Raw genomic sequence first — 20,184 nt, forward strand, 5'->3', positions numbered from 1 at the left:
TCACCACCGAACTCACACCACTACGCTCAGCGGCCTCCACCACATTCGCCGAACCCAACACATTCGTCCGCACCGCCTCCAACGGAAAAAACTCACACGACGGCACCTGCTTCAACGCCGCAGCATGGAAAACAAAATCCACACCACGACACGCCCGCACCACCGAGTCATAATCCCGCACATCACCCACGTAATACCGCACCCGCTCATCACCGAGCACCCGCCGCATCACATCCTGCTTCGCCTCATCACGACTGAGCACCCGCACCTCACCCACATCACGATCAAGCAAACGCCCCACCATCGTCCGACCAAACGAACCCGTACCACCAGTGATCAACACCCGGCGCCCAGCAGCCGAAAAAGTCAACACCACTCCTCAACGTCACCAATCCACACCGACCACGTTTCACCACACGACACACCGATGACCCGCCCCAACACACCCGCAACGACCCCACAACCACCCAGGAAGCGGATGGAACGTCCCGATTGTCCTAGCATCGCCCGTCTGTGGACGCACGGGTGCAGTTGAGATGAACTAGGTTAAACATCACTATTAGCCTGATATGGTCGCTCGCATTGCCTCGGGTCGCTTGAGCTCAATTCCCGAAACAACCTCGAATTCCGGCAGACCGCGACCGCCTCCGTCGCCATAGCCAAGGGGAATCTGATGGTAAGAACCGATCTGCGCGGCATCGCGACGGACATGCGTGCCCTGGGTCTGTCGGCACCGCTCCGTGCGGCCTACGAGGCATCCAAGCGCAGCGGGTTCCACGCCGTTCTGTTCCGCGACCGGACGCAGCGCCACCGCCCGGCCACGCTGGTGCCACTGACCGGCCTGATGCCCGTCAGCGACGAGGCACAGCGACGCTGCCTGGACGACGCCGGCACCGTGCTACGCGACGGACTGCGGGTCTTCGGGCGCCGGGTGGCGACCGGAGTGTCGGCGCCCTGGTGCACCGACCCACTGACCGGGCGGCGGTGGACGGCGGACGAACCGTGGTGGCGGATCGACATCCGTTCCAAGGCGCGCCTGTCGGACGTGAAGCACACCTGGGAGGCGGCACGCCATCGTGACCTGGTCGTCCTGGCGCGCGCCTCCCGTCTCGACCCGGCAGGGCCGTGGTTGGACGGGCTCAGTCGCCTGCTGCGGTCCTGGTGTGCGGAGTCCCCACCGGAGCGCGGCGTCAACTGGTACTCCAGTCTCGAACTCGCGCTGCGTGCCATCGGCTGGAACCAGATCCTCACCCTGGCCGGCGAGCGGCTTCCCCGCGACACGGTGACCGCCATGGAGCGGCTGCTGCTGGCCAGCGCCCGGCACCTGGTGGTCGAGCTGCCCTACACGGTGAGCAGCATGCGCAACAACCACATGCTCGGCGACGCGCTCGGGCTGATCCTGCTGTCGCGCATGTTTCCCACCGCTGGACGAGCACGATGGTGGGCGCGTACCGGCGAGAGGATGTTCGCGGCTCAGCAACGCCGGCACATGGCACCCGACGGTCGGATGATCGAGGATTCGCTGTCGTACCACCGCTTCGTCCTCGAAATGCTCGTCATTCGGGTGCTGCTCGGCGACGCGCCGACGGCCGTACACCGTGATCTGCATGCCGCGAGCCTGCACCTGGCCCGGCTCGGAGTGTTCGACGGCGACATCCCGCAGTACGGCGACTGGGATGAGGGACGCGTTCTGGCGTCCTCCGGCGACCCGCTCGACGTGGCCGGCTCCACCGCACTCGGCCTCGCGCTGTGCGGCGAACGGCTACCGACCCAGTGGTACTCCGCCTTCGACGAGCTGGCGTGGTACGCGCCGACACCTGCGTGGGAGGCGACACCGGACGGCGCGGCCGCGTCCAACCGGGTCCGGTACGCACCGTCGACGTCCGGCGGCATAGCGCCGGTCGAGCGCGGGCCGTGGCGGGTCTGGTTCAAGGTGGACGGCGGCCCCTCGCACGGCCACGCCGACCTGACCTCCGTCTGGATCAAGCACAGCGACCGGTGGTTGATCGCCGACCCCGGCACGGGCACCTACAACGGTCCGCTGGAGGTCCGCAACGGGCTGCGCACCTCCGCCGCCCACCCCGTGCGCCGTCCGGACGGGCAGGACCAGCTCGTACCGCACCGCGCCTTCCGCTGGATCCACACCGCCCGCGGGTACGTCGGGCCGCCGCTCGTCCTGCCGGACCGCACCATCGTCTTCGGTTGGCACGACGCGTACGCGCGCGGCGAGCACCCGGTACGCGTCGGTCGGGCCGTCGTGGTGGCCGACGAGTACGTGGCGATCGTCGAGTTCGCCGACCCGCCGGATGCCGCCAGATCCTGGTCGCTCACGATCCCGCTGCATCCCGACGTCACGGTGGAGAACGACACGCTGGTCGTCGGCGACAGCAAGCTCGGCCTCTTCGGGTTGGACGGCTCTGAGCCGGTGCGCGGGCGGGCGGCGCCGTTCGCGGGCTGGCACAGCCGGACGTACGGGCGCTGGGAGCCAGCAACGTGGATCACCTGGGAAAGCCCGGCCGACACCGTCGTCTGGGGGCTCGGCACCGTACCCGGATCGCGGCCCGAGCCGAACGTGCTCGACGGTCTCGGGTTCGGCGTCACCTGGAGCGACGCCGACGCGTCCCTCACCGTCACCCACCTCGGATCAGGGGAAGTACACCACGTGAGAGCGCCACGATGACGCACCGCAGAGTTCTCGTCCTCAACCACTTCGCCGTGTCCCCGGGCTATCCGGGCGGCACCCGGCACGTCGAGCTGTTCAGCCGGCTGACCGGATGGTCGTATGTGATCATCGCGGGCCGACGCAACATGATCAGCGGAAAGCCGCAGCGCGCGGAGCCGGGATTCCTTCCGGTCGCCGTGACGCCGTACCGGCGCAACGGCCCTGGCCGGGTGCTCAACTGGGCCAGCTACGCGGTGACGGCCACGGTCGCCGGCCTGCGGCAGCCCCGCCCCGATGTCGTGTACGCGTCCTCGCCCCACCTGTTGGCCGGCCTCTCTGGCTGGGTCGTGGCGTCGCTCCGGCGCACGCCGTTCGTCCTGGAGGTCCGGGACCTCTGGCCACGAGTTCTTGTGGACATGGGCACTCTGTCGGAGACGTCCGTGGCGTACCGGACGCTGGAGCGCCTGGCACAGTTCCTCTACCGACGCTCCGACCGCATCGTGATCATGGCGCCCGGCGTGCGGACGGCGATCGAGCGTACGGGCATTCCGGCCGAAAAGATCGTCTTCATTCCCAACGCCGCCGACCCGGACGACTTCGTGCCCGGCGCCGACCGCGACGAACTGCGGCGGCGGTACGGATTCACCCGCCGCACCGCCGTCTACGCCGGGGCGCACGGCCCGGCCAACGGGCTCGACCTGCTTCTGGCCGCCGCCAGGGCGGTGCCCGAGATCGATGTCGTGCTGGTCGGGTCGGGTGTCGAGAAGCCGCGCCTGCAGACAGCGGCGCTCGGCGTCGCCAACGTCCGCTTCCTCGACCCGGTGCCGAAGACCGAGATCCCCGACCTCCTGCACGCCGCGGACGTCGGCGTGCACGTGCTCGCCGACGTCGACATGTTCCGCTCGGGAGTCAGCCCCAACAAGGTGTTCGACTACATGGCCGCCGGACTGCCGATCGTGACCAACAGCCCGGGGACCGTCGGCGACCTCGTTCTGGGTGCCGACTCCGGGTACGTGACCCTGCCGGGCCACCTCGCCCACGGCCTCGGCCAGACGGTGCAGGCGAGCCCGGACGAATTGGCGAAGATGGGCGCGGCCGGCCGGCGCTGGATACGGGACAACCAGTCCCGCACCGCCATGGCCCACGCCCTCGGGTGCCTGCTCGCCCCGCTCGTCGACGACCCCGGCGAGGCAGCGTGCTGACCCACGTCCGCGCGCCCGGCGGGCTCTGCCCCTACCGCATCAGGAGTTGAACGCGGCGCTCACGCTGGTTCCGGGATCCACCTGCGTGGGCAGCCGCGACGCCTGTTCCTCGATGCCCGCCAGGGCAGCGATCGCGGACAGCGCCGCCCTCGTCGCGCCGAAGGAGGCTTCGAGCTCCAGCTTGTCGGGCGCCTCTCCGGTGATCACCGCGCGCACGTGGGTGAGAAGATCCTGATGCCCCTTGCCGGTGGGTGCCCGCTTCACGTCCCGGCCGTCGATCTCCAGGCACCGGAAGTCGTCGATCACCACGGTGTGCCCGCGGCCGAGGATCTCCAGGCGTTCCTTGGAGGTACGCCGGTGCCCGCGGGTGCAGTACGTGATCGTCGCCGTCGAGCCGTCCGGGTATCCCAGCAGGACACTCACGTCCTCCTCCAGCCCAGGCTCGCCGCGGCCACTGCCGTACGCGTGCACGACGCGGGGCTGCTCGCCCACCAGCCACGACGCGAGGTCGATGAAGTGGCACACCTCGCCGCGCACCCGGCCGCCCTGGCGCCGGTCGTGGTACCAGTGCGAGTCGGGCAGCGACCCGGCGTTGACCCGGTAGGCGATGGTCACCGGCCCCGAGCCGGCCTCCAGGACCTTCTTCGCCTGCACGACCATCGGCGCGTACCGGCGGTTGAACCCGACGAACAGGTGACCCGAGTTGCGGTCGTACGCGGCCACGACGTCGTCGAGTTCATCCTGCGTCAACGCGAGCGGCTTCTCCACGAACACGTGCTTGCCGGCGTCGAGCGCCCGCACGACCAGGTGGGCGTGCGAATCGTGGCGGCTGAGGATGAACACCACGTCGATGTCGTCGCGGGCCAGCAGGTCCTCGGCGGTCGGTACCACGACGGCGATGCCGTTGCGCTCGGCGGCGTGACGCGCGGACAGCCCCTTGGCGGACGTGATGGCGACGAGATCGTCCGCCCAGCCCGCCGCCCTGAGCGCGGGCAGGAACGTCGCCTTGGCGTAGTTTCCGGCGCCGACCAGCCCCGCACGCGTCGACACCGAACTGCGGCGCGGCCTGATCGTGATCGTGCGCCGGGACGGCTGCGCGGGAGCGGAGTAGCTGAGCTGCACCGCGAGTGCGCGGGGGTCGGCGGCCAGCACCTCGTACGCCGACAGGGCGCGCTCCACGTCGAAGACGTGCGTGACCAGGTCGTCGACCGTCACCCGACCACCGGCCACCAGGTCGAGATAGGCCTCGATGTTGCGCCGCGCCGTCCACCGCACGTGCCCAACCGGATAGTCGATGCCCCACTCCTCGTAGCTACGGTCGTAGCGACCGGGCCCGTAGCTGCGGGCGAACCGAAGGTCCAACTCACGCTCGTAGAACCGCCGACGGTCGAGGTGCAGACCGACGTCACCGACAACGACCAGCCTGCCGCGGTCACGGGTGATCTCGGCGCTGCGCGCGACCGGCTCCGACGAGGGTGTCGCCGCGGTGATCAGAACGGCGTCGACGCCTCGGCCGCGGGTCAGTTCCAGAATCTGTTCCGTTGTCGCCGCGCCGGCCTCGACGAGGCCAACCGCACCGCCGGACCCGGCCAGGTCCGCGGTCCACTGCCGCAGGTCGATGCCGACGACGGTGAGCCCCGAGGCGAGCGCCAGGCGTACCGTCAACTGTCCGACCAGGCCCAGGCCGACGACGGCGACCGAGCCGCCCACACCCACCTCGGCCTGACGCAGACCCTGCAGAGCGATGGCCGCAACCGCGCCGAAGGCGGCGGCCTGGTCCGACACCGGCTCCGGGACGGGCACCGCGAGCAGACCCGGCACCGCCTGGTACTCAGCGTGGCCCACCGACGCGGTGGCCACGCGCATCCCCGGTCTGATGCCGTCGGTCGCGGCGCCGGCGGAGACGACGACGCCCGCCGCGCTGTAGCCGAGCGGCATGTCCTCGTCGAGCCGACTGCGCACGGCGGCGAGTGTCGAACGGACACCCCCGGTGCGAGCCCGGTTGATGACCTGGCGGACCAGATCCGGCCGCGCCCGGGCCTTGGCCAGCAGACTCGCCGACGCCAGCTCACGCACGGCTCGCTCGGTTCCGGCGGAGAGCAGTGACCTGCGCGTCGCGACAAGGACTTCGGTGGCACCCGGCTCGGGCTGCGGAACCTCCACGATCCTCAACTCGCCGTCGGACACGGATTGGACGATCTGCTTCACAGGGGCCTGCCTGCCTTCGGGGAGTAAGAACATCGCTCACGCGGCAGGTCGCCCTCAGGCAGCGCACACCGCGGCACATCCAGCAATCGACATCGTATAGCGGTTAGGGGCATCAAACCGCATAACTTGTACTATTGGCGCGCCCCCTCTGATTCGCGCCGAATTCCACGAGGAGACACATGTCAGCCGACGCCGTTCTGCACGTCGCGGGTGCACGCCCGAACTTCCCCAAGGCAGCGCCCGTGATCCGCGCGCTCGACCGGCACGGCGTCCGGCAGCGCCTCATCCACACCGGACAGCACTACGACGACCGGATGTCGGAGGTCTTCTTCCGCCAGCTGGGCCTGCCCGAGCCCGACATCAACCTCGGTGTCGGCTCGGGAAGCCACGCGAGCCAGACCGCGGCCGTCATGACCGGTCTCGAGGAGCTGATGCTCGCCGCCCGCCCGGCGCTGACCGTCGTGTACGGCGACGTCAACTCTGCGCTCGCCGCGGCCCTCGTCGCGGCCAAGCTGGGCGTGCCCGTCGCCCACGTGGAGGCGGGGCTGCGCAGTTTCGACCGCTCGATGCCGGAAGAGATCAACCGTATCGTCGTCGACCACGTGTCCGACCTGTTGTTCGCCACGAGCCCCGACGCCGTGACCCAGCTCGCGGACGAGGGGATCGCGGCGGAGAAGGTCCACCTGGTCGGCAACCCGATGATCGACACTCTGCTGGCCAACCTCGACCGCTTCGACGTCGACGCCATCCGTACCGCGCTCTCGCTGCCCGACCGCTACATCGTGGCGACGCTGCACCGTCCGGGCAATGTCGACGACGCGGCGGACGCGGTCGACCTGGTGAAGGCGATGCACGCCGTCGCCGACCACCTTCCCGTCATCCTGCCGCTGCACCCACGCGGCCGGGGCCATCTGGAGAACGCGGGGTTGCTGTCGCACCGGGCGCTACGGGTGGTCGAGCCGCTGGGTTACCTCGAGTTCGTCAGCCTGGTCCGCGGCGCGGCGGTCGTCGTCACCGACTCCGGTGGGGTGCAGGAGGAGACGACGATGCTCGGCGTACCCTGCCTGACGCTGCGCCCCAATACCGAGCGCCCGATCACGATCACGCACGGCACCAACCACCTCGTGACCCGGGCGGCGCTCGCCGAGACGGTGGCGAGCCTGGTGGCAGCCGGACGACCCGCGGTGTGGCCCACGCCGCCACTCTGGGACGGCTCCGCCGGCGAGCGCATCGCGCGGGTCATCACGGACCTGCTCAGGTAGGCGACCAGGCCTATCGAACTATTGACATCCATCACGCCTACCCGAAGGCTCGCCGCTAGAGGTCCTTCACTCGAGGAGGCGCGATGAGACCGAGACGACTGGCGATGGCCGTCGTGGTCACCCTGGTCGGCGCACTGGCGCTGACCTCACCGGCGAGCGCGCGACCCCCGTCCGATCCGGGCGCCCGCGACGCTCTCGAGGTGTACGTCGGCACGTTGGACGCCCAGCAGCTGGACCAGCTCCGCGCGGCGGGGGTGGACCTCGGCCACGACGCGGCAGCGGATGCCTCCGGACACACCACGGTCGAGACGGTGCTCAGTCGCCGGCAGGCCAAGCGGCTGACCGACAAGGGCGTGCCGCTGTCGGTGAAGAAGGTGCGCGGCAAGGACGCCTCCCAGCTGCTGCGGGAGCAGTCGGCGGCCGGTTGGTCGGCATTCCGCTCGTACAGCGAACCCGGTGGCATCCGCGACGAGATCACCGCGACCGCGGCGCGGTTTCCCAGGCTCGCGAAGGTCGAGACCATCGGCCGGAGCCAGCAGGGCAAGCCGATCCTCGCCGTGAAGGTCACCAAGAACGCCCGCACGGTGCCCGACGGCCGACGACCGGCGGTGCTCTACGCCGGCGCGCAGCACGCCCGAGAGTGGATCACGCCGGAGATGAACCGTCGGCTGCTGCACCACGTGCTCGACAGCTACGGCAGCGACAGGGAGATCACCCGTCTCCTCGACACCACCGAGCTGTGGTTCCTGCCGGTGGCCAACCCGGACGGCTACGACTACACCTTCACCCCCGGCAACCGGCTGTGGCGCAAGAACCTGCGGGACAACGACGGCGACGGGCAGATCGGCCCCGGCGACGGCGTCGACCTCAACCGCAACTTCAGCTACAAGTGGGGGTACGACAACGAGGGCTCGTCCCCTGATCCGAACAGCGAGACCTACCGGGGCCCGGCCCCGAACTCGGAGCCGGAGACCAGGGCGCTGGACCGGCTGTTCCGCCGGGTCGGCTTCGAATTCCTCGTCAACTACCACTCGGCGGCCCAGCTGCTGCTCTACGGAGTCGGCTGGCAGGTGAGCACCCCCACCCCGGACGACGTGATCTATCAGGCGATGGCCGGTGACGACGCCCACCCGGCGGTGCCCGGCTACGACCCGGACATCTCCGCCGAGCTGTACACCACCAACGGTGACACCGACAGCCACGCCACCGTCAAGTACGGCACGTTGGGCTTCACGCCGGAAATGTCCACGTGCGAGTCCGCCTCGGCGGTCGACCCGGACGACCAGTGGCGCCCGGAGGACTGCGTCAGCGACTTCATCTTCCCCGACGACGAGAAGCTGATCGCCGGCGAGGTGGCCAAGAACCTGCCGTTCGCGCTGGCCGTGGCGAAGTCGGCGGCGGACCCGGACGACCCGGTGTCGGTGGTCGGCCGGAGCACACCGGACTTCGTGGTGGACGCCTTCGACACGTCGTACGGGCGCACGCAGCAGGTCGCCTCGGTCACCCGGCGGGCGCTGAAGGACGTGCGGATGCACTACGTGGTCAACGGCGGCCGGCCGAAGACCAGCAAGGTCCGCGAGTGGCGCGGCGGTGAGCGGTACGGCGACACGAACGACGACTACTACGCCGAGCTGCGCGGCACGGTCACCGGCACGAAGCCGGGCGACCGGGTCGAGGTGTGGTTCACCGGCCGCAAGCCCCGTGCCGGGGTGGTGGCCAGTGAACACTTCACCTACCGGGTGCACGACGACATCGGCGGCGACGTGCTGGTCCTCGCGGTGGAGGACGTCACCGGGCTCAGCCCGACACAGACCGGCACGACCGCGAAGTACGCCGACGAGATCGCCGCGTCGCTGACCGCCGCCGGGCGCACCAGCGACGTGTACGACTTCGACGCGAGAGGGCGCAAGGCACCCCATCCGCTCGGTGTGCTGTCGCACTACAGGGCGGTGGTCTGGGAGACCGGCGACGACATCATCCCGCGCTCCCCCGGCCAGGTCGGCGGCACCGCGGCCAAGGCGGCGTTGGACACCGAGCTGGCCGTCCGCGACTACCTCAACGAGGGTGGGAAACTGCTGGTCAGCGGCCAGTACGCGCTGTTCGCGCAGGGCGCCAACGGGTCGTACCTGTACCACCCGGACGCGCCGCCGGAGTGCACCGACGCGGAGGATCCCACCTGCCTGCCGCTGTTCAACGACTTCCAGCAGTACTGGCTGGGCGCCTTCACCTACGTCAGTGACGGCGGCACCAGCCCGGAGGGCGACCCGTACCCGGTCGCCGGTGACGACGGGGCGTTCACCGGGTTCGGCGGCCAGCTCAACGCGCCGGGTTCGGCGGGGAACCAGGCGCACACCGCCTCGTTCCTGACCACGTCGAGCTTCCTGCCGCCGGACCAGTTCCCGCAGTTCGCCAGCTCCGCACCGGTGGGCTGGGTCCGGCCGGGCGGCGCGCCGTTCGATCCGCGTACGGGCGACTGGTACCTGTACAGCGGCCAGGCGGACGAGTCGTACAAGCGGCTCACCCGCACCGTTGACCTCACCGGGGCGAGCAGCGGCGAGTTGCGCTTCTTCACCTCGTACGACGTGGAGGAGAACTGGGACTTCCTCTTTGTCGAGGCGCACGAGGTGGGCACCGACAACTGGACGACCCTGCCGGACGCCAACGGCAAGACCGGCACGGTCACCGGGGAGAGCTGCGCCGGCGGTTGGGTGGAGCAGTTGCACCCGTTCCTCGGCCACTACCAGGGGGCGGACTGCTCCCCCACCGGCAGCACCGGCAGCTGGAACGCGGCCACCGGCGCCTCCGGCGGCTGGAAGGAGTTCGTGGTCGACCTGTCCGGCTACGCCGGCAAGCAGGTCGAGCTGTCGATCTCGTACGCCTCGGACTGGGGCACGCAGGGTCTCGGCGTGTTCCTGGACGACGCCCGGGTGGTCGTCGACGGGTCCACCGTCGCAGAGACCTCGTTCGAGTCGGCCGACCTGGGCGGCTGGGCGGTGGCCGGCCCGCCGGCCGGCTCCGGTGGCAACGTCACCGACTGGTCACGCAGCCAGCAGGCGTTCGAGGAGGGCTGCGCGGTGACCACCGCGGACACCGTGTACCTGGGCTTCGGTCTGGAGGGCCTGCCCCCGGCGGCGCGCGACGATCTGGTCGCCCGCTCGCTGAGCCACCTCTTCGGCCCGGATCGCCGCTGAGCGCGAAGGTGCGCCGGCGGCTCCGGGCCGTCGGCGCACCTTCGCGGTACGCCAGGCACGGCTGCCGCCGATGTGGTGAGCTGTACGGGTGTCGGGGCTGGGTCTGGTGCTGCACCCCACCCGGGATGTCACCGAGGTGGTCGGAATCATCGAACGGTGGGCGACGCGCCACCACAAGTCTCTGGTGGTCCGTGCGGAGGACAAGCACCGCGTGCCGGCGAGCGTCGAGCCGGTGCCGGCGGACGAGGTGGCCGCCCGCGCCGACGCGTTGATCAGCATCGGTGGTGACGGCACGATGTTGGGAGCGCTGCGCTCGGCCATCCTCGACCCGAAGCCGGTGCTGGGCGTGCACCTGGGCCGGCTGGGGTTCCTCGTCGAGGTCGAGCCACCGGAGCTGCCCGAGGCGCTGAGCCGGTTGCTGTCGAAAGACTTCACCATCGAGTCGCACGCCTGCCTGGCCTGCGACGTGTGCGGCGACGACGTGGTGGCCTTCAACGACATCGCGCTGGTCCGCAAACCTGGACGCAGTTTCGTCAGCGCCACCCTGGCCATCGACGGCCAGCAGTACGGTTACTACCGCTGCGACGCCATCGTGGTCAGCACGCCGACCGGCTCCACGGCGTACAGCTACGCTGCCGGCGGCCCGCTGGTCTCCCCGGCGGCGGACTCGGTGGTCATCACCCCGTCGGCGCCGATGGCCGGCATCTCCCGGTCGGTGGTGCTCTCGCCGCAGGAGAAGATCCGGCTGGAGTTGGAGCCCAACTCGTCGGAGGTCGTGGTGGAGATGGACGGGTTGATCTTCCGCGACGCGGCAACCGAGGGTGCCGTGGACATCAGCTACCGCCGCAACGCCGGCCTGGTGGTCCGCCTCGATGCGCTGCGCTACCAGGAACGCAACCAGTTGAAGATGAGCCTGCTCGACCTGCCGTTCCTGCCCGAACAGTTGCGCGAGCTGCTGCCCGACGAGCTGCGGCGACGCAACGATCGCGAGATACCGCCGCCCTGCTGACCGGGCCACCGCCCACCCCCGACGGGTGGGCGGTGGCGACCTGTGCTCAGGCCTGCGCGAGCACTCCGTCGACCAGGTCCTTGGCCTCCTGCTGGATGCGCGCCAGGTGCTCGGGGCCCTGGAACGACTCGGCGTAGATCTTGTAGACGTCCTCGGTGCCGGAGGGCCGGGCAGCGAACCAACCGGACCGCGTGCTGACCTTGAGGCCGCCGATCGGCGCGTCGTTGCCGGGGGCGCTGGTCAGCGTCGCGGTGATCGGCTCGCCGGCCAACTCGGTGGCGGTGACCTGCTCCGGTGAGAGCTTGCCCAGCACGGCCTTCTGTTCCCGGGTGGCCGGGGCGTCGATACGGGCGTACGCGGGCGCGCCGAACCGCTCGGCCAGCTCCGCCCAGTGCTCGCTGGGGCTGCGCCCGGTGCTGCCCAGGATCTCGGCGGCGAGCAGGCAGAGCAGGATGCCGTCCTTGTCGGTGGTCCAGGTGGAGCCGTCGCGGCGCAGGAACGACGCGCCGGCGCTCTCCTCGCCGCCGAAGCCGACGGCGCCGTCCAGCAGCCCGGGTACGAACCACTTGAAGCCGACCGGCACCTCCAGCAGCGGCCGGCCGAGGTCGGCGGCGACCCGGTCGATCATCGACGAGGAGACCAGGGTCTTGCCGACCGCGGCCGACGGACCCCAGGCGGTGCGGGTGCGGAACAGGTGGTTGATCGCCACCGCCAGGTAGTGGTTGGGGTTCATCAACCCGGCGTCGGGGGTGACGATCCCGTGCCGGTCGGCGTCCGCGTCGTTGCCGGTGGAGATCTGGAAGTCGGCACGGGCGGCGATCAGCGACGCCATGGCGTTCGGCGAGGAGCAGTCCATTCGGATCTTGCCATCGCCGTCCAGGGTCATGAACCGCCAGGTCGGGTCGACCGTCGGGTTGACCACGGTGAGGTCCAGTCGGTGCCGCTCGGCGATCTCACCCCAGTACGCCACGCTCGCCCCACCCAGCGGGTCCGCGCCGATCCGGATGCCGGCGTCGCGGATGGCGTCGATGTCGATGGCGGTGGGCAGGTCGTCGACGTAGTGGGCGAGGAAGTCGTACTCCCCGGTGGTGTCGGCGGCCCTGGCCCGCGCGTGGGTGATCCGGCGGACCTCCTTGAGCCCGGCGGCGAGGATCGTGTTGGCCCGGTCCTGGATCCATCGGGTGACGTCGGTGTCGGCCGGCCCGCCGTTGGTGGGGTTGTACTTGAAGCCACCGTCGTCCGGCGGGTTGTGCGACGGGGTGATGACGATCCCGTCGGCGAGCCCGCTGGTGCGCCCCCGGTTGTGGGTGAGGATCGCTTGCGACAGCGCCGGGGTGGGGGTGTAGCCGTCGCGGCTGTCCACCAGCACGGTGACGCCGTTGGCGGCGAGCACCTCCAGGGCGTCCACCGCGGCCGGCGCGGAGAGCGCGTGCGTGTCCCGGGCGAGGAAGAGCGGGCCGTCCAGGCCCTGCTCACGTCGGTAGTCGCAGAGCGCCTGGGTGACCGCCAGGATGTGGTCGGAGTTGAACGCGTTGCGCAGGCTGGAGCCCCGGTGACCGGAGGTGCCGAAGGAGACCTGCTGCGCCGGGTCCGCCGGGTCGGGGTGTTCGGCGTAGTAGGCCGTCACCAGACGCGGCACGTCGACCAGGTCGGCGGGCTCGGCCTGCTGGCCGGCACGGGGATGCGTCACGATTCCACCTTCTGGCCCTTGCCGATCACCACGATGCCGTTGTCGGAGACGGTGTAGCGCTGCCGGTCCTTTTCCAGGTCGACGCCGATCTCGGCGCCCTCCGGGACGAACACGTTCTTGTCGAGGATGGCCCGCCGGACCACCGCGTGCCGGCCGACCTCGACACCCTCCATCAGCACGGAGCCCTCGACGTGCGCCCACGAGTGCACCCGCACCTTCGGCGAGACGATCGAGTTCTCCACCAGCGAGCCGGAGATCACCACACCCGGGGAGACCATCGACCCGACCGCACGGCCAACCCGCTCACCCCACTGGTGTACGAACTTCGCCGGCGGCCACGGCGGCTGCTCGGTGTAGATCGGCCAGTCGAAGTTGTACATGTTGAACACCGGGTGCACGTTGATCAGATCCATGTGCGCGTCATAGAACGAGTCGAGCGTCCCCACGTCACGCCAGTAGCCGCGGTCCCGGTCGGTGCTGCCCGGCACCTCGTTGTCGCGGAAGTCGTAGACGTTGGCCTCGCCACGCTCGACGAGCATCGGGATGATGCTGCCGCCCATGTCGTGCTTGCTGCTCTTGTCCTCCGCGTCGCGCTCGACCGCCTCACAGAGCGCCCGGGTGGTGAAGACGTAGTTGCCCATCGACGCGTAGATCTCGTCCGGCGCGTCGGGCAGGCCGACCGCGTCGGTGGGCTTCTCGCGGAACGCTCGGATCCGCTTGCCGTCCTCGCCGACCTCGATGACGCCGAACTGGTCGGCCATCGACAGCGGCTGGCGGATGCCGGCGACGGTCACCGCGGCGCCCGAGGCGATGTGGTCCTCCACCATCTGCCGCGGGTCCATCCGGTAGATGTGGTCGGCGCCGAAGACGATCACGTAGTCGGGCTGCTCGTCGTTGATGAGGTTGAAGCTCTGGTAGATGGCGTCGGCCGAACCGGCGAACCACCAGGGGCCGCGACGCTGCTGCGCGGGCACCGGGGTGACGTAGTTGCCGAGCAGCGTGGACATCCGCCAGGTCTTGGTGATGTGTCGGTCGAGGGAGTGGGACTTGTACTGGGTCAACACGACGATCTTGAGATAGCCGGCGTTGGCCAGGTTGGAGAGGACGAAGTCGACCATGCGGTACATCCCGCCGAACGGGACGGCCGGCTTGGCCCGGTCCGTGGTGAGTGGCATCAGGCGCTTGCCCTCCCCACCCGCCAGGACGATCGCGAGCACCTTGGCAGCCATGCCCCGACGCTATCCACCCGCGTCCCACTTCACCACTCGTACGGGCACGTTTCTGCACTAGGGTGCGGGGTCATGACGGAACCCACCCCGCTGCGCGTCGACCTGCTCACCCGCGAGTACCCGCCGGAGGTCTACGGCGGCGCCGGCGTGCACGTCGAATACCTGGCCCGGGAACTGCGTCGCCTCGCCGACGTGCGGGTGCACTGCTTCGGCCTGCCGCGCACCGAGCCGGGCGTCACCGCGTACCCCGAACCGCCCGGCCTGACCGGCGCGAACGCCGCGCTGCGCACGATGGGCGTGGACCTGGAGATGGCCGCCGGAACGGCCGGAACCGACGTGGTGCACAGCCACACCTGGTACGCGAACCTGGCCGGGCACACCGCGAAGCTGCTGCACGGTGTGCCGCACGTGATGACCGCGCACAGCCTGGAGCCGCTGCGGCCGTGGAAGGCCGAGCAGCTCGGCGGCGGCTACACGCTCTCCTCGTGGTGCGAGCGCACGGCGGTGCAGGCCGCCGACGCGGTGATCGCGGTCAGCGGCGGGATGCGCCGCGACGTGCTGACCGCCTACCCGGAGGTCAACCCCGACAAGGTCCGGGTTGTCTACAACGGCATCGACACCGTCCAGTACGCCCCGGACGCGGGCACCGACGTGCTGGATCGGCTCGGCATCGACCCGTCCCGCCCGAGCGTCGCGTACGTGGGAAGGATCACCCGCCAGAAGGGTCTGCCCTATCTGCTGCGGGCCGCCCGGGAGCTGCCGGCGGACACCCAGCTGGTGCTGCTCGCCGGCGCACCGGACACCGCCGAGATCGCCAGGGAGGTCGAGGAGCTGGCCGCCGAACTGCGGGCCAACCGCTCCGGCGTGGTGTGGGTGGCCGAGATGCTGCCCAAGCCCGAGGTGATCCAGGTCCTCACCCACGCCACCGTCTTCGTGTGCCCGTCGGTGTACGAGCCGATGGGCATCGTCAACCTGGAGGCGATGGCCTGCGAGACGGCGGTGGTGGCAACCGCCACCGGCGGCATCCCCGAGGTGGTGGCCGACGGCGAGACCGGTCTGCTGGTGCCGATCGAGCAGGCCGGCGACGGGTCCGGCCGGCCGCTGGATCCCGAGCGGTTCGTGGCCGACCTGGCCGCGCGGATCAACGAGCTGCTGGCCGACCCGCAGCGCACCGCGCGCTTCGGCCTGGCTGGCCGGAAGCGGGCGGTGGAGCACTTCTCCTGGGACGCGGTGGCCCGGCAGACCCTGGAGGTGTACCGGTCGGTCGGGGCGACGGGCTAGGGCTGTGACCGGCTCACCGGGGGGTGGGGCGGTAGACGAGTTCCTGGGTGTGGCCGTCGAGTGTCCGGCTCTCGAGCAGCTCGAGGTCGACGTCGCCCGCACCTGCGAGGATCGGGCTGGTCCCGGTTCCTCCGGAGATGGCGGGAAAGATCGTCACCTGCAGGCGGTCGACCAGGCCGGCGGCCATCAGTGCCCAGTTGAGCGACAGGCTGGCCTGCGAGCGCAGTGGCAGGTCCGACTCCTCCTTCAGCCGGGCGACGATGTCCACGGCGTCACCGCTCACGATGGTGGCGTCCGGCCAGCCAAGGGTGTCCCGCAACGTCGAGGAGATCACCGTCGCCGGCATGCGCATCGCCCGGACGTTCCATTCGTCGAGCGTGTGGGGATCGATGCCTGAGGACATGATCTGGGCGTTCTCCCGGAAGGTGGTGGCCCCGAAGACCATCCGCTGCTCGGTGCCGAAGAGGGCGGCGCGGTGTTCGAGCAGCTCGGGGCCCTGCTTGCCCCAGTAGCCGCCCCAGTCCGCGCCGTCGGCGTAGGAACCGTAACCGTCAAGGGTGGAGAAGACGTCCCAGGTGTACACGGCGGTCATGTGAGTTTCCTTCTCTGATCTGCGGTCATGGTCAGCTCGGGTACCAGACCCATACCCGCGATGAACCCCTTCAGATCGCTGCGCCGGGCGGGGACTTGAGCAACGAGGCCGCCTCGGCCAGATAGCCACCGCGCCCGTCGCGGAGCGCGCTCGCTGCCAGGCGTACCAGATCGATGGTGACGCCGGCGGCGCCGCTCGGGTCGTGCACCGTCAGTTTCACGTCGAGGCTCACCGCCGTCTCGGCCCATCCCTGCGCCTCGATGTTGAGGTGCGCCACCTTCTGCGATCGCAGCTGCGACAGGTATCCCAGTGGAGCCACCTGCACCTTGTCGTCGGCCGCCGACAACGCGTTGAGCTTGGACCGCGCCTTGGTGTTGGGGTTCTCGACCAGGTTACGGAAGTCCTCGGTGCCGCCCAGGTTGACCTGGTAGGAACTGGTCAGGGTGAGGCCCCGCTCCGCGAGCAGCCGCAGCAGCGCGTTGTGCACCACCGACGTGCCGAACTGGCTCGCCAGGTCGTCGCCGAGCAACGGCAGACCGGCCGCCTCGAACCTGGTCAACCAATCGGGATCGCGGGCAAGCGCGTCGGACGTGGTGTTGATGAAGGCGACGCCGGCTCGGCAGGCGGCCTCGGCGTAGGCCCGGACCGTTTCCGGCCGGCCGCTCGGTGCCGAGTAGAGCAGCACCTCCGCGCCGGCCAGCTCCGCCGCGATCCGGTCCACCCCGCCCGCATCGACGAGACCCCTGGTCACCGGGACATTCGCCGTGGGCAGATCGCAGTCCAGGCGGGGGAAGTTGTTGGGCGGCAGGAAGATCGCCTCGGTCAGGTCCCTGCCGATCTTCTCCGCGGAGGTGGCGAAGGCCGCGACGATGTCGACGTCACCCACCCCGAGCCCGTCGATGATCGGCCGGCGGACACCCACCAGGCTGCCGGTCCGACCGTGGAGAGCGATCCCCTGCACCAGTGCCGACGTGTTGTTGCCGACCCCCACGACCGCAACCCGCACCCGCTTGATCACGGACGACAGATTACGTCACGTCGCCGGATCCGTTCGCCGCCGAAAAGGCGAGCCCGCCCTCCGCGGCGCATTCGACAGGGGCGGAAGATCCACGAGACCGGCCGCGGGTGTCCCCTCGGTGGCCGCCCAGGAGACCCGATTCTTGTCGTACGTCTGTTCTAGTCTCGGTTGGTGGTCGAAGAGTTGGCGCAGGCAGAAGCCGCGGTGGCGGCGTGCGTCGACGCGGGCGCCTGGGCCAGGTCGGAGTCGGATCTGGTTGCGGCGCTCGACACCGCGCACCGGTTGGAGCAGCGCCTCGCGGCGGTGCGGCTGGCCCTGGTGTGCGAGTTGGACGGGCGGGGCACGGCGGTCGCGCAGGGCGCGTCGTCGACAGCGGTGTGGCTACGCGAGCGGCTGCGGCTGACCATTTCCGCTGCCCGCCGAATGGTCGACCTGGCCGCCGCTCTGGACACCGGCGCCTCGGGCGTGCGCGACGCGCTCGCCGAGGGGCGCATCAGCGCCGAGCATGCCCGGGTCATCACCGACGCGGCCACGACCGTGTCGGCATCGGCCGGTGTCGAAGCCACCGACAAGGCCGTCGGCCTGTTGATCGACTGGGCCGGGCAATTCGATCCGGCGCTGCTGCGCAAACTCGGCGGCCGGATCCTCGATCATGTCGCTCCCGACGTCGCCGACGCCGCCGCCCTGGCCGCGTTGGAGGCCGACGCCCGCCGCGCCGCCCGTGACCGGCACCTCACCCTGTCCGAACAGACCGACGGGCGGCTGCGCCTCACCGGCATCCTCGACACCGAGGCCGCTGCGCTGCTGCGCGCCGCGATCGACCCGCTCACCGCACCCACCGGCGACGACACCCGCACCGCAGGGCAACGCCGCCACGACGCCCTCGCCGACGTGTGCCGCCTTGCACTCCGCACCAACGACCTCCCCGAACACGGCGGCGATCCCGCACAGGTCGTGGTCACCACCAGCTACGACACCCTGCGCCAGCACCTCGACGCCGGCGCCCTCGACACCGGCCTCCCGCTCACCCCCGAGGCGGTGCGCCGCCTCGCCTGTGACGCCACCATCCTGCCCACTGTGCTCGGCAGCACCGGGCAGATCCTCGACGTCGGCCGACAACGCCGCCTCATCACCGGCCCCCTCCGAGGCGCCCTCGTGCTACGCGACCGCGGCTGCGCCTTCCCCGGCTGCGACCGCCCACCCCGCTGGTGCGACGCCCACCACATCCAACACTGGGCCGACGGCGGCCCCACCAGCCTGGCAAACGCAGTCCTGCTCTGCGGCCACCACCACCGACACCTGCACCACAGCGACTGGGTGGTGCGACTCGCCGGCGACGGCCACCCGGAATTCGTTCCACCGGCCTGGCTCGACCCGGACCAGCTACCCCGGCACAACCACTACCACCGACGCACGTGAGCCCCGGTCCACCGCCCGTCGCCCGCCATCTGGGTAGCTGCCCTGACTTGCCGGAGCGATTCACACCCGGGCTTCTACGGGTTGCGGGGCGGCGTCGAGTGGCAGGTCGCGCAGCCGACGGATCGGGGTCGACAGATAGATGATCGGGGACAGCACGGTGAGCGCCCCGACGATCAGCAGAGTGGTGCGGGCGCCGATCGGCCCGGCCAGGGCGCCGGCGAGCAGGCTGCCGAGCGGGATGGCGCCCCAGGAGACGAACTTGACCGTGGCGATCACCCGCGAGAGGAGCTCTGGCGGGCTGGCGAGCATCCGGTAGGTGCGGGTGGTCACGCTGAGCACCACCGTGGAGCCGGCGAAGATGAGGTTGCCGGCGGCGAAGGCGAGGTAGGCGGCGGTGCCGGTGCCCAGCGGGATGATCAGCGCGCCGCCCACGCCCACGAAGGCCGCGACGATCAGGCCGCGTGCGGTGCCGACCCGATCGGTGAACCAGGTGGTCAGCGCGGCGCCGACGAGCGCGCCGAGGCCGTCGGTGGCCACCAGCAGCCCGACCGTGAGCGGCGAGGCGTGCAGCTCGCGCACCAGGTAGTACGGGAAGAGGGCCAGCATCGCGCCGCACACGAAGTTCGTCGCGGTGGCGTCCCACATGGCCGGCCCGATGATCGGGTGTCGGATCACGAAGTGCCAGCCCTCGCGGATCATCGTGACCATCGGTGGCCGTTCGGCCGGTCGCTGCACCCGCCGGGCCGGAAGGGTGCGCAGCAGCACGGCGGAGATCAGAAAGCTGACGGCGTCCACGAGGAGCGTCGGCACCGCACCCAGCAGCTGCACCGCGAGCCCGCCCATGGACGGCCCGCCCAGCTGGGTGGCGGCGTGCGTGCCGGAGTTGAGGCTGTTGCGGGCCTGCAGCTGCGCGGCCGGCACGATCTCCGGCAGGAAGGTCTGGTTCGCCACGTCGAACAGCACGTTGGCGAAGCTCACGACCAGGGCGACCGCGACCAGCTGGGCCACCGTCAGGGTGTCGAACCACCAGGCCAGGGGCACGGACGCGATCGCGAGGGCGCGAATGAGATCCAGGGCGACCTGCATGCCGCGCAGCGCCACGCGCTGCACGATCACCCCCGCCGGCAGGCTGATCAGAAGGTACGCGAGATAGCCGGCCGCCGTGATCAGGCCCATCTCGAAGGCCGATGCGTCCAGCACGGTCAGTGCGGTCAGCGGCAGGGCCAACCCGCCGACCGCCGAGCCGAGCTGACTTGTCGTGCCGGCAACCCACCAGCGCCAGAAGGCAGTAAGTCTCATAATGGAACTGACTATAGTGGTGGGTGGGCGGCGAGACGACCCCGCCGATGCGGAGCGAGATGCGAGTGCACCGGGGCGAGGGCTGGTTCGTGGCACCGGAGCCGCCGCGACCCGGAGCCGCC

14 protein-coding genes are annotated in these 20,184 nt (G+C 70.4%); 7 read left to right on the forward strand and 7 right to left on the reverse strand.

Going from position 1 to position 20,184, the window contains the following annotated elements:
* On the reverse strand, positions 1-370 hold a 370-nt coding region (locus tag ACLJN9_RS15330), incomplete at its 3' end, for a polysaccharide biosynthesis protein (protein WP_410812006.1).
* Between the two features lie 303 nt (positions 371-673).
* On the opposite strand from ACLJN9_RS15330, the gene ACLJN9_RS15335 reads away from it, so the two are divergent.
* Both ACLJN9_RS15335 and ACLJN9_RS15340 read left to right on the forward strand, forming a co-directional pair.
* Complete coding sequence (locus ACLJN9_RS15335) at positions 674-2,680, forward strand: heparinase II/III family protein (RefSeq protein ID WP_410812007.1); 2,007 nt, start codon at positions 674-676, stop codon at positions 2,678-2,680.
* The gene (locus tag ACLJN9_RS15340) at positions 2,677-3,864 is read left to right on the forward strand and encodes a glycosyltransferase family 4 protein (protein ID WP_410812008.1); all 1,188 of its coding nucleotides are present in this window, start codon (positions 2,677-2,679) and stop codon (positions 3,862-3,864) included. Before ACLJN9_RS15335 ends, ACLJN9_RS15340 begins: the two co-directional genes overlap by 4 nt.
* 39 nt (positions 3,865-3,903) lie before the next feature.
* Here ACLJN9_RS15340 and ACLJN9_RS15345 read toward each other — a convergent pair whose 3' ends face one another.
* A complete protein-coding gene (locus ACLJN9_RS15345; RefSeq protein ID WP_410812009.1) occupies positions 3,904-6,051 on the reverse strand; it encodes a bi-domain-containing oxidoreductase in 2,148 nt (715 codons plus the stop codon).
* A 200-nt stretch (positions 6,052-6,251) separates the two neighbouring features.
* On the opposite strand from ACLJN9_RS15345, the gene wecB reads away from it, so the two are divergent.
* The 3 genes from wecB to ACLJN9_RS15360 all read left to right on the forward strand — a co-directional run bounded on the left by wecB (position 6,252) and on the right by ACLJN9_RS15360 (position 11,534).
* On the forward strand, positions 6,252-7,334 hold the full coding sequence (gene wecB / locus ACLJN9_RS15350) for a non-hydrolyzing UDP-N-acetylglucosamine 2-epimerase (RefSeq protein ID WP_410812010.1): 1,083 nt from the start codon (positions 6,252-6,254) through the stop codon (positions 7,332-7,334).
* Between the two features lie 83 nt (positions 7,335-7,417).
* Positions 7,418-10,525, forward strand: a complete 3,108-nt coding sequence (locus ACLJN9_RS15355) for a M14 family zinc carboxypeptidase (RefSeq protein WP_410812011.1) — start codon at positions 7,418-7,420, stop codon at positions 10,523-10,525.
* A 97-nt stretch (positions 10,526-10,622) separates the two neighbouring features.
* A complete protein-coding gene (locus ACLJN9_RS15360) occupies positions 10,623-11,534 on the forward strand; it encodes an NAD(+)/NADH kinase (protein WP_410812462.1) in 912 nt (303 codons plus the stop codon).
* A gap of 46 nt (positions 11,535-11,580) precedes the next feature.
* On the opposite strand, the gene pgm is transcribed toward ACLJN9_RS15360, so the two are convergent.
* Both pgm and glgC read right to left on the reverse strand, forming a co-directional pair.
* The gene (gene pgm / locus ACLJN9_RS15365) at positions 11,581-13,227 is read right to left on the reverse strand and encodes a phosphoglucomutase (alpha-D-glucose-1,6-bisphosphate-dependent) (RefSeq protein ID WP_410812463.1); all 1,647 of its coding nucleotides are present in this window, start codon (positions 13,225-13,227) and stop codon (positions 11,581-11,583) included.
* On the reverse strand, positions 13,221-14,453 hold the full coding sequence (gene glgC, locus ACLJN9_RS15370) for a glucose-1-phosphate adenylyltransferase (RefSeq protein WP_410812012.1): 1,233 nt from the start codon (positions 14,451-14,453) through the stop codon (positions 13,221-13,223). Before glgC ends, pgm begins: the two co-directional genes overlap by 7 nt.
* A 72-nt stretch (positions 14,454-14,525) precedes the next feature.
* Between glgC and glgA the strand changes: the two genes are divergently transcribed.
* Positions 14,526-15,734, forward strand: coding sequence for a glycogen synthase (gene glgA, locus ACLJN9_RS15375; RefSeq protein ID WP_410812013.1), 1,209 nt, complete (start codon positions 14,526-14,528; stop codon positions 15,732-15,734).
* A 13-nt stretch (positions 15,735-15,747) separates the two neighbouring features.
* Here glgA and ACLJN9_RS15380 read toward each other — a convergent pair whose 3' ends face one another.
* Both ACLJN9_RS15380 and ACLJN9_RS15385 read right to left on the reverse strand, forming a co-directional pair.
* Positions 15,748-16,326: a dihydrofolate reductase family protein gene (locus ACLJN9_RS15380; protein WP_410812014.1), complete on the reverse strand. Its 579-nt coding sequence runs from the start codon at positions 16,324-16,326 to the stop codon at positions 15,748-15,750.
* Between the two features lie 70 nt (positions 16,327-16,396).
* Positions 16,397-17,344 (reverse strand): inositol-3-phosphate synthase, encoded by a 948-nt coding sequence (locus ACLJN9_RS15385; RefSeq protein ID WP_410812015.1) that lies wholly within the window; start codon positions 17,342-17,344, stop codon positions 16,397-16,399.
* A gap of 171 nt (positions 17,345-17,515) precedes the next feature.
* Between ACLJN9_RS15385 and ACLJN9_RS15390 the strand changes: the two genes are divergently transcribed.
* Positions 17,516-18,763 carry a DUF222 domain-containing protein gene (locus tag ACLJN9_RS15390; RefSeq protein ID WP_410812016.1) on the forward strand — a complete coding sequence of 416 codons (1,248 nt, stop codon included), beginning with the start codon at positions 17,516-17,518 and terminating at the stop codon, positions 18,761-18,763.
* A 60-nt stretch (positions 18,764-18,823) separates the two neighbouring features.
* Here ACLJN9_RS15390 and ACLJN9_RS15395 read toward each other — a convergent pair whose 3' ends face one another.
* Positions 18,824-20,062, reverse strand: coding sequence for an MFS transporter (locus ACLJN9_RS15395; protein WP_410812017.1), 1,239 nt, complete (start codon positions 20,060-20,062; stop codon positions 18,824-18,826).
* Between the last annotated feature and the right edge of the window lie 122 nt (positions 20,063-20,184).

The sequence above is a fragment of the Micromonospora sp. 067-2 genome (assembly GCF_046549295.1).
Classification (GTDB): domain Bacteria; phylum Actinomycetota; class Actinomycetes; order Mycobacteriales; family Micromonosporaceae; genus Micromonospora.

Bases quoted from the DNA above. Each gene is read 5' to 3' on its own strand.
- ACLJN9_RS15340 (WP_410812008.1), top strand. From the start codon at position 2,677: ATGACGCACCGCAGAGTTCTCGTCCTCAACCACTTCGCCGTGTCCCCG.
- ACLJN9_RS15380 (WP_410812014.1), bottom strand. From the start codon at position 16,326: ATGACCGCCGTGTACACCTGGGACGTCTTCTCCACCCTTGACGGTTAC.
- ACLJN9_RS15335 (WP_410812007.1), top strand. From the start codon at position 674: ATGGTAAGAACCGATCTGCGCGGCATCGCGACGGACATGCGTGCCCTG.
- wecB (WP_410812010.1), top strand. From the start codon at position 6,252: ATGTCAGCCGACGCCGTTCTGCACGTCGCGGGTGCACGCCCGAACTTC.
- glgA (WP_410812013.1), top strand. From the start codon at position 14,526: ATGACGGAACCCACCCCGCTGCGCGTCGACCTGCTCACCCGCGAGTAC.
- glgC (WP_410812012.1), bottom strand. From the start codon at position 14,453: ATGGCTGCCAAGGTGCTCGCGATCGTCCTGGCGGGTGGGGAGGGCAAG.
- ACLJN9_RS15395 (WP_410812017.1), bottom strand. From the start codon at position 20,062: ATGAGACTTACTGCCTTCTGGCGCTGGTGGGTTGCCGGCACGACAAGT.
- ACLJN9_RS15355 (WP_410812011.1), top strand. From the start codon at position 7,418: ATGAGACCGAGACGACTGGCGATGGCCGTCGTGGTCACCCTGGTCGGC.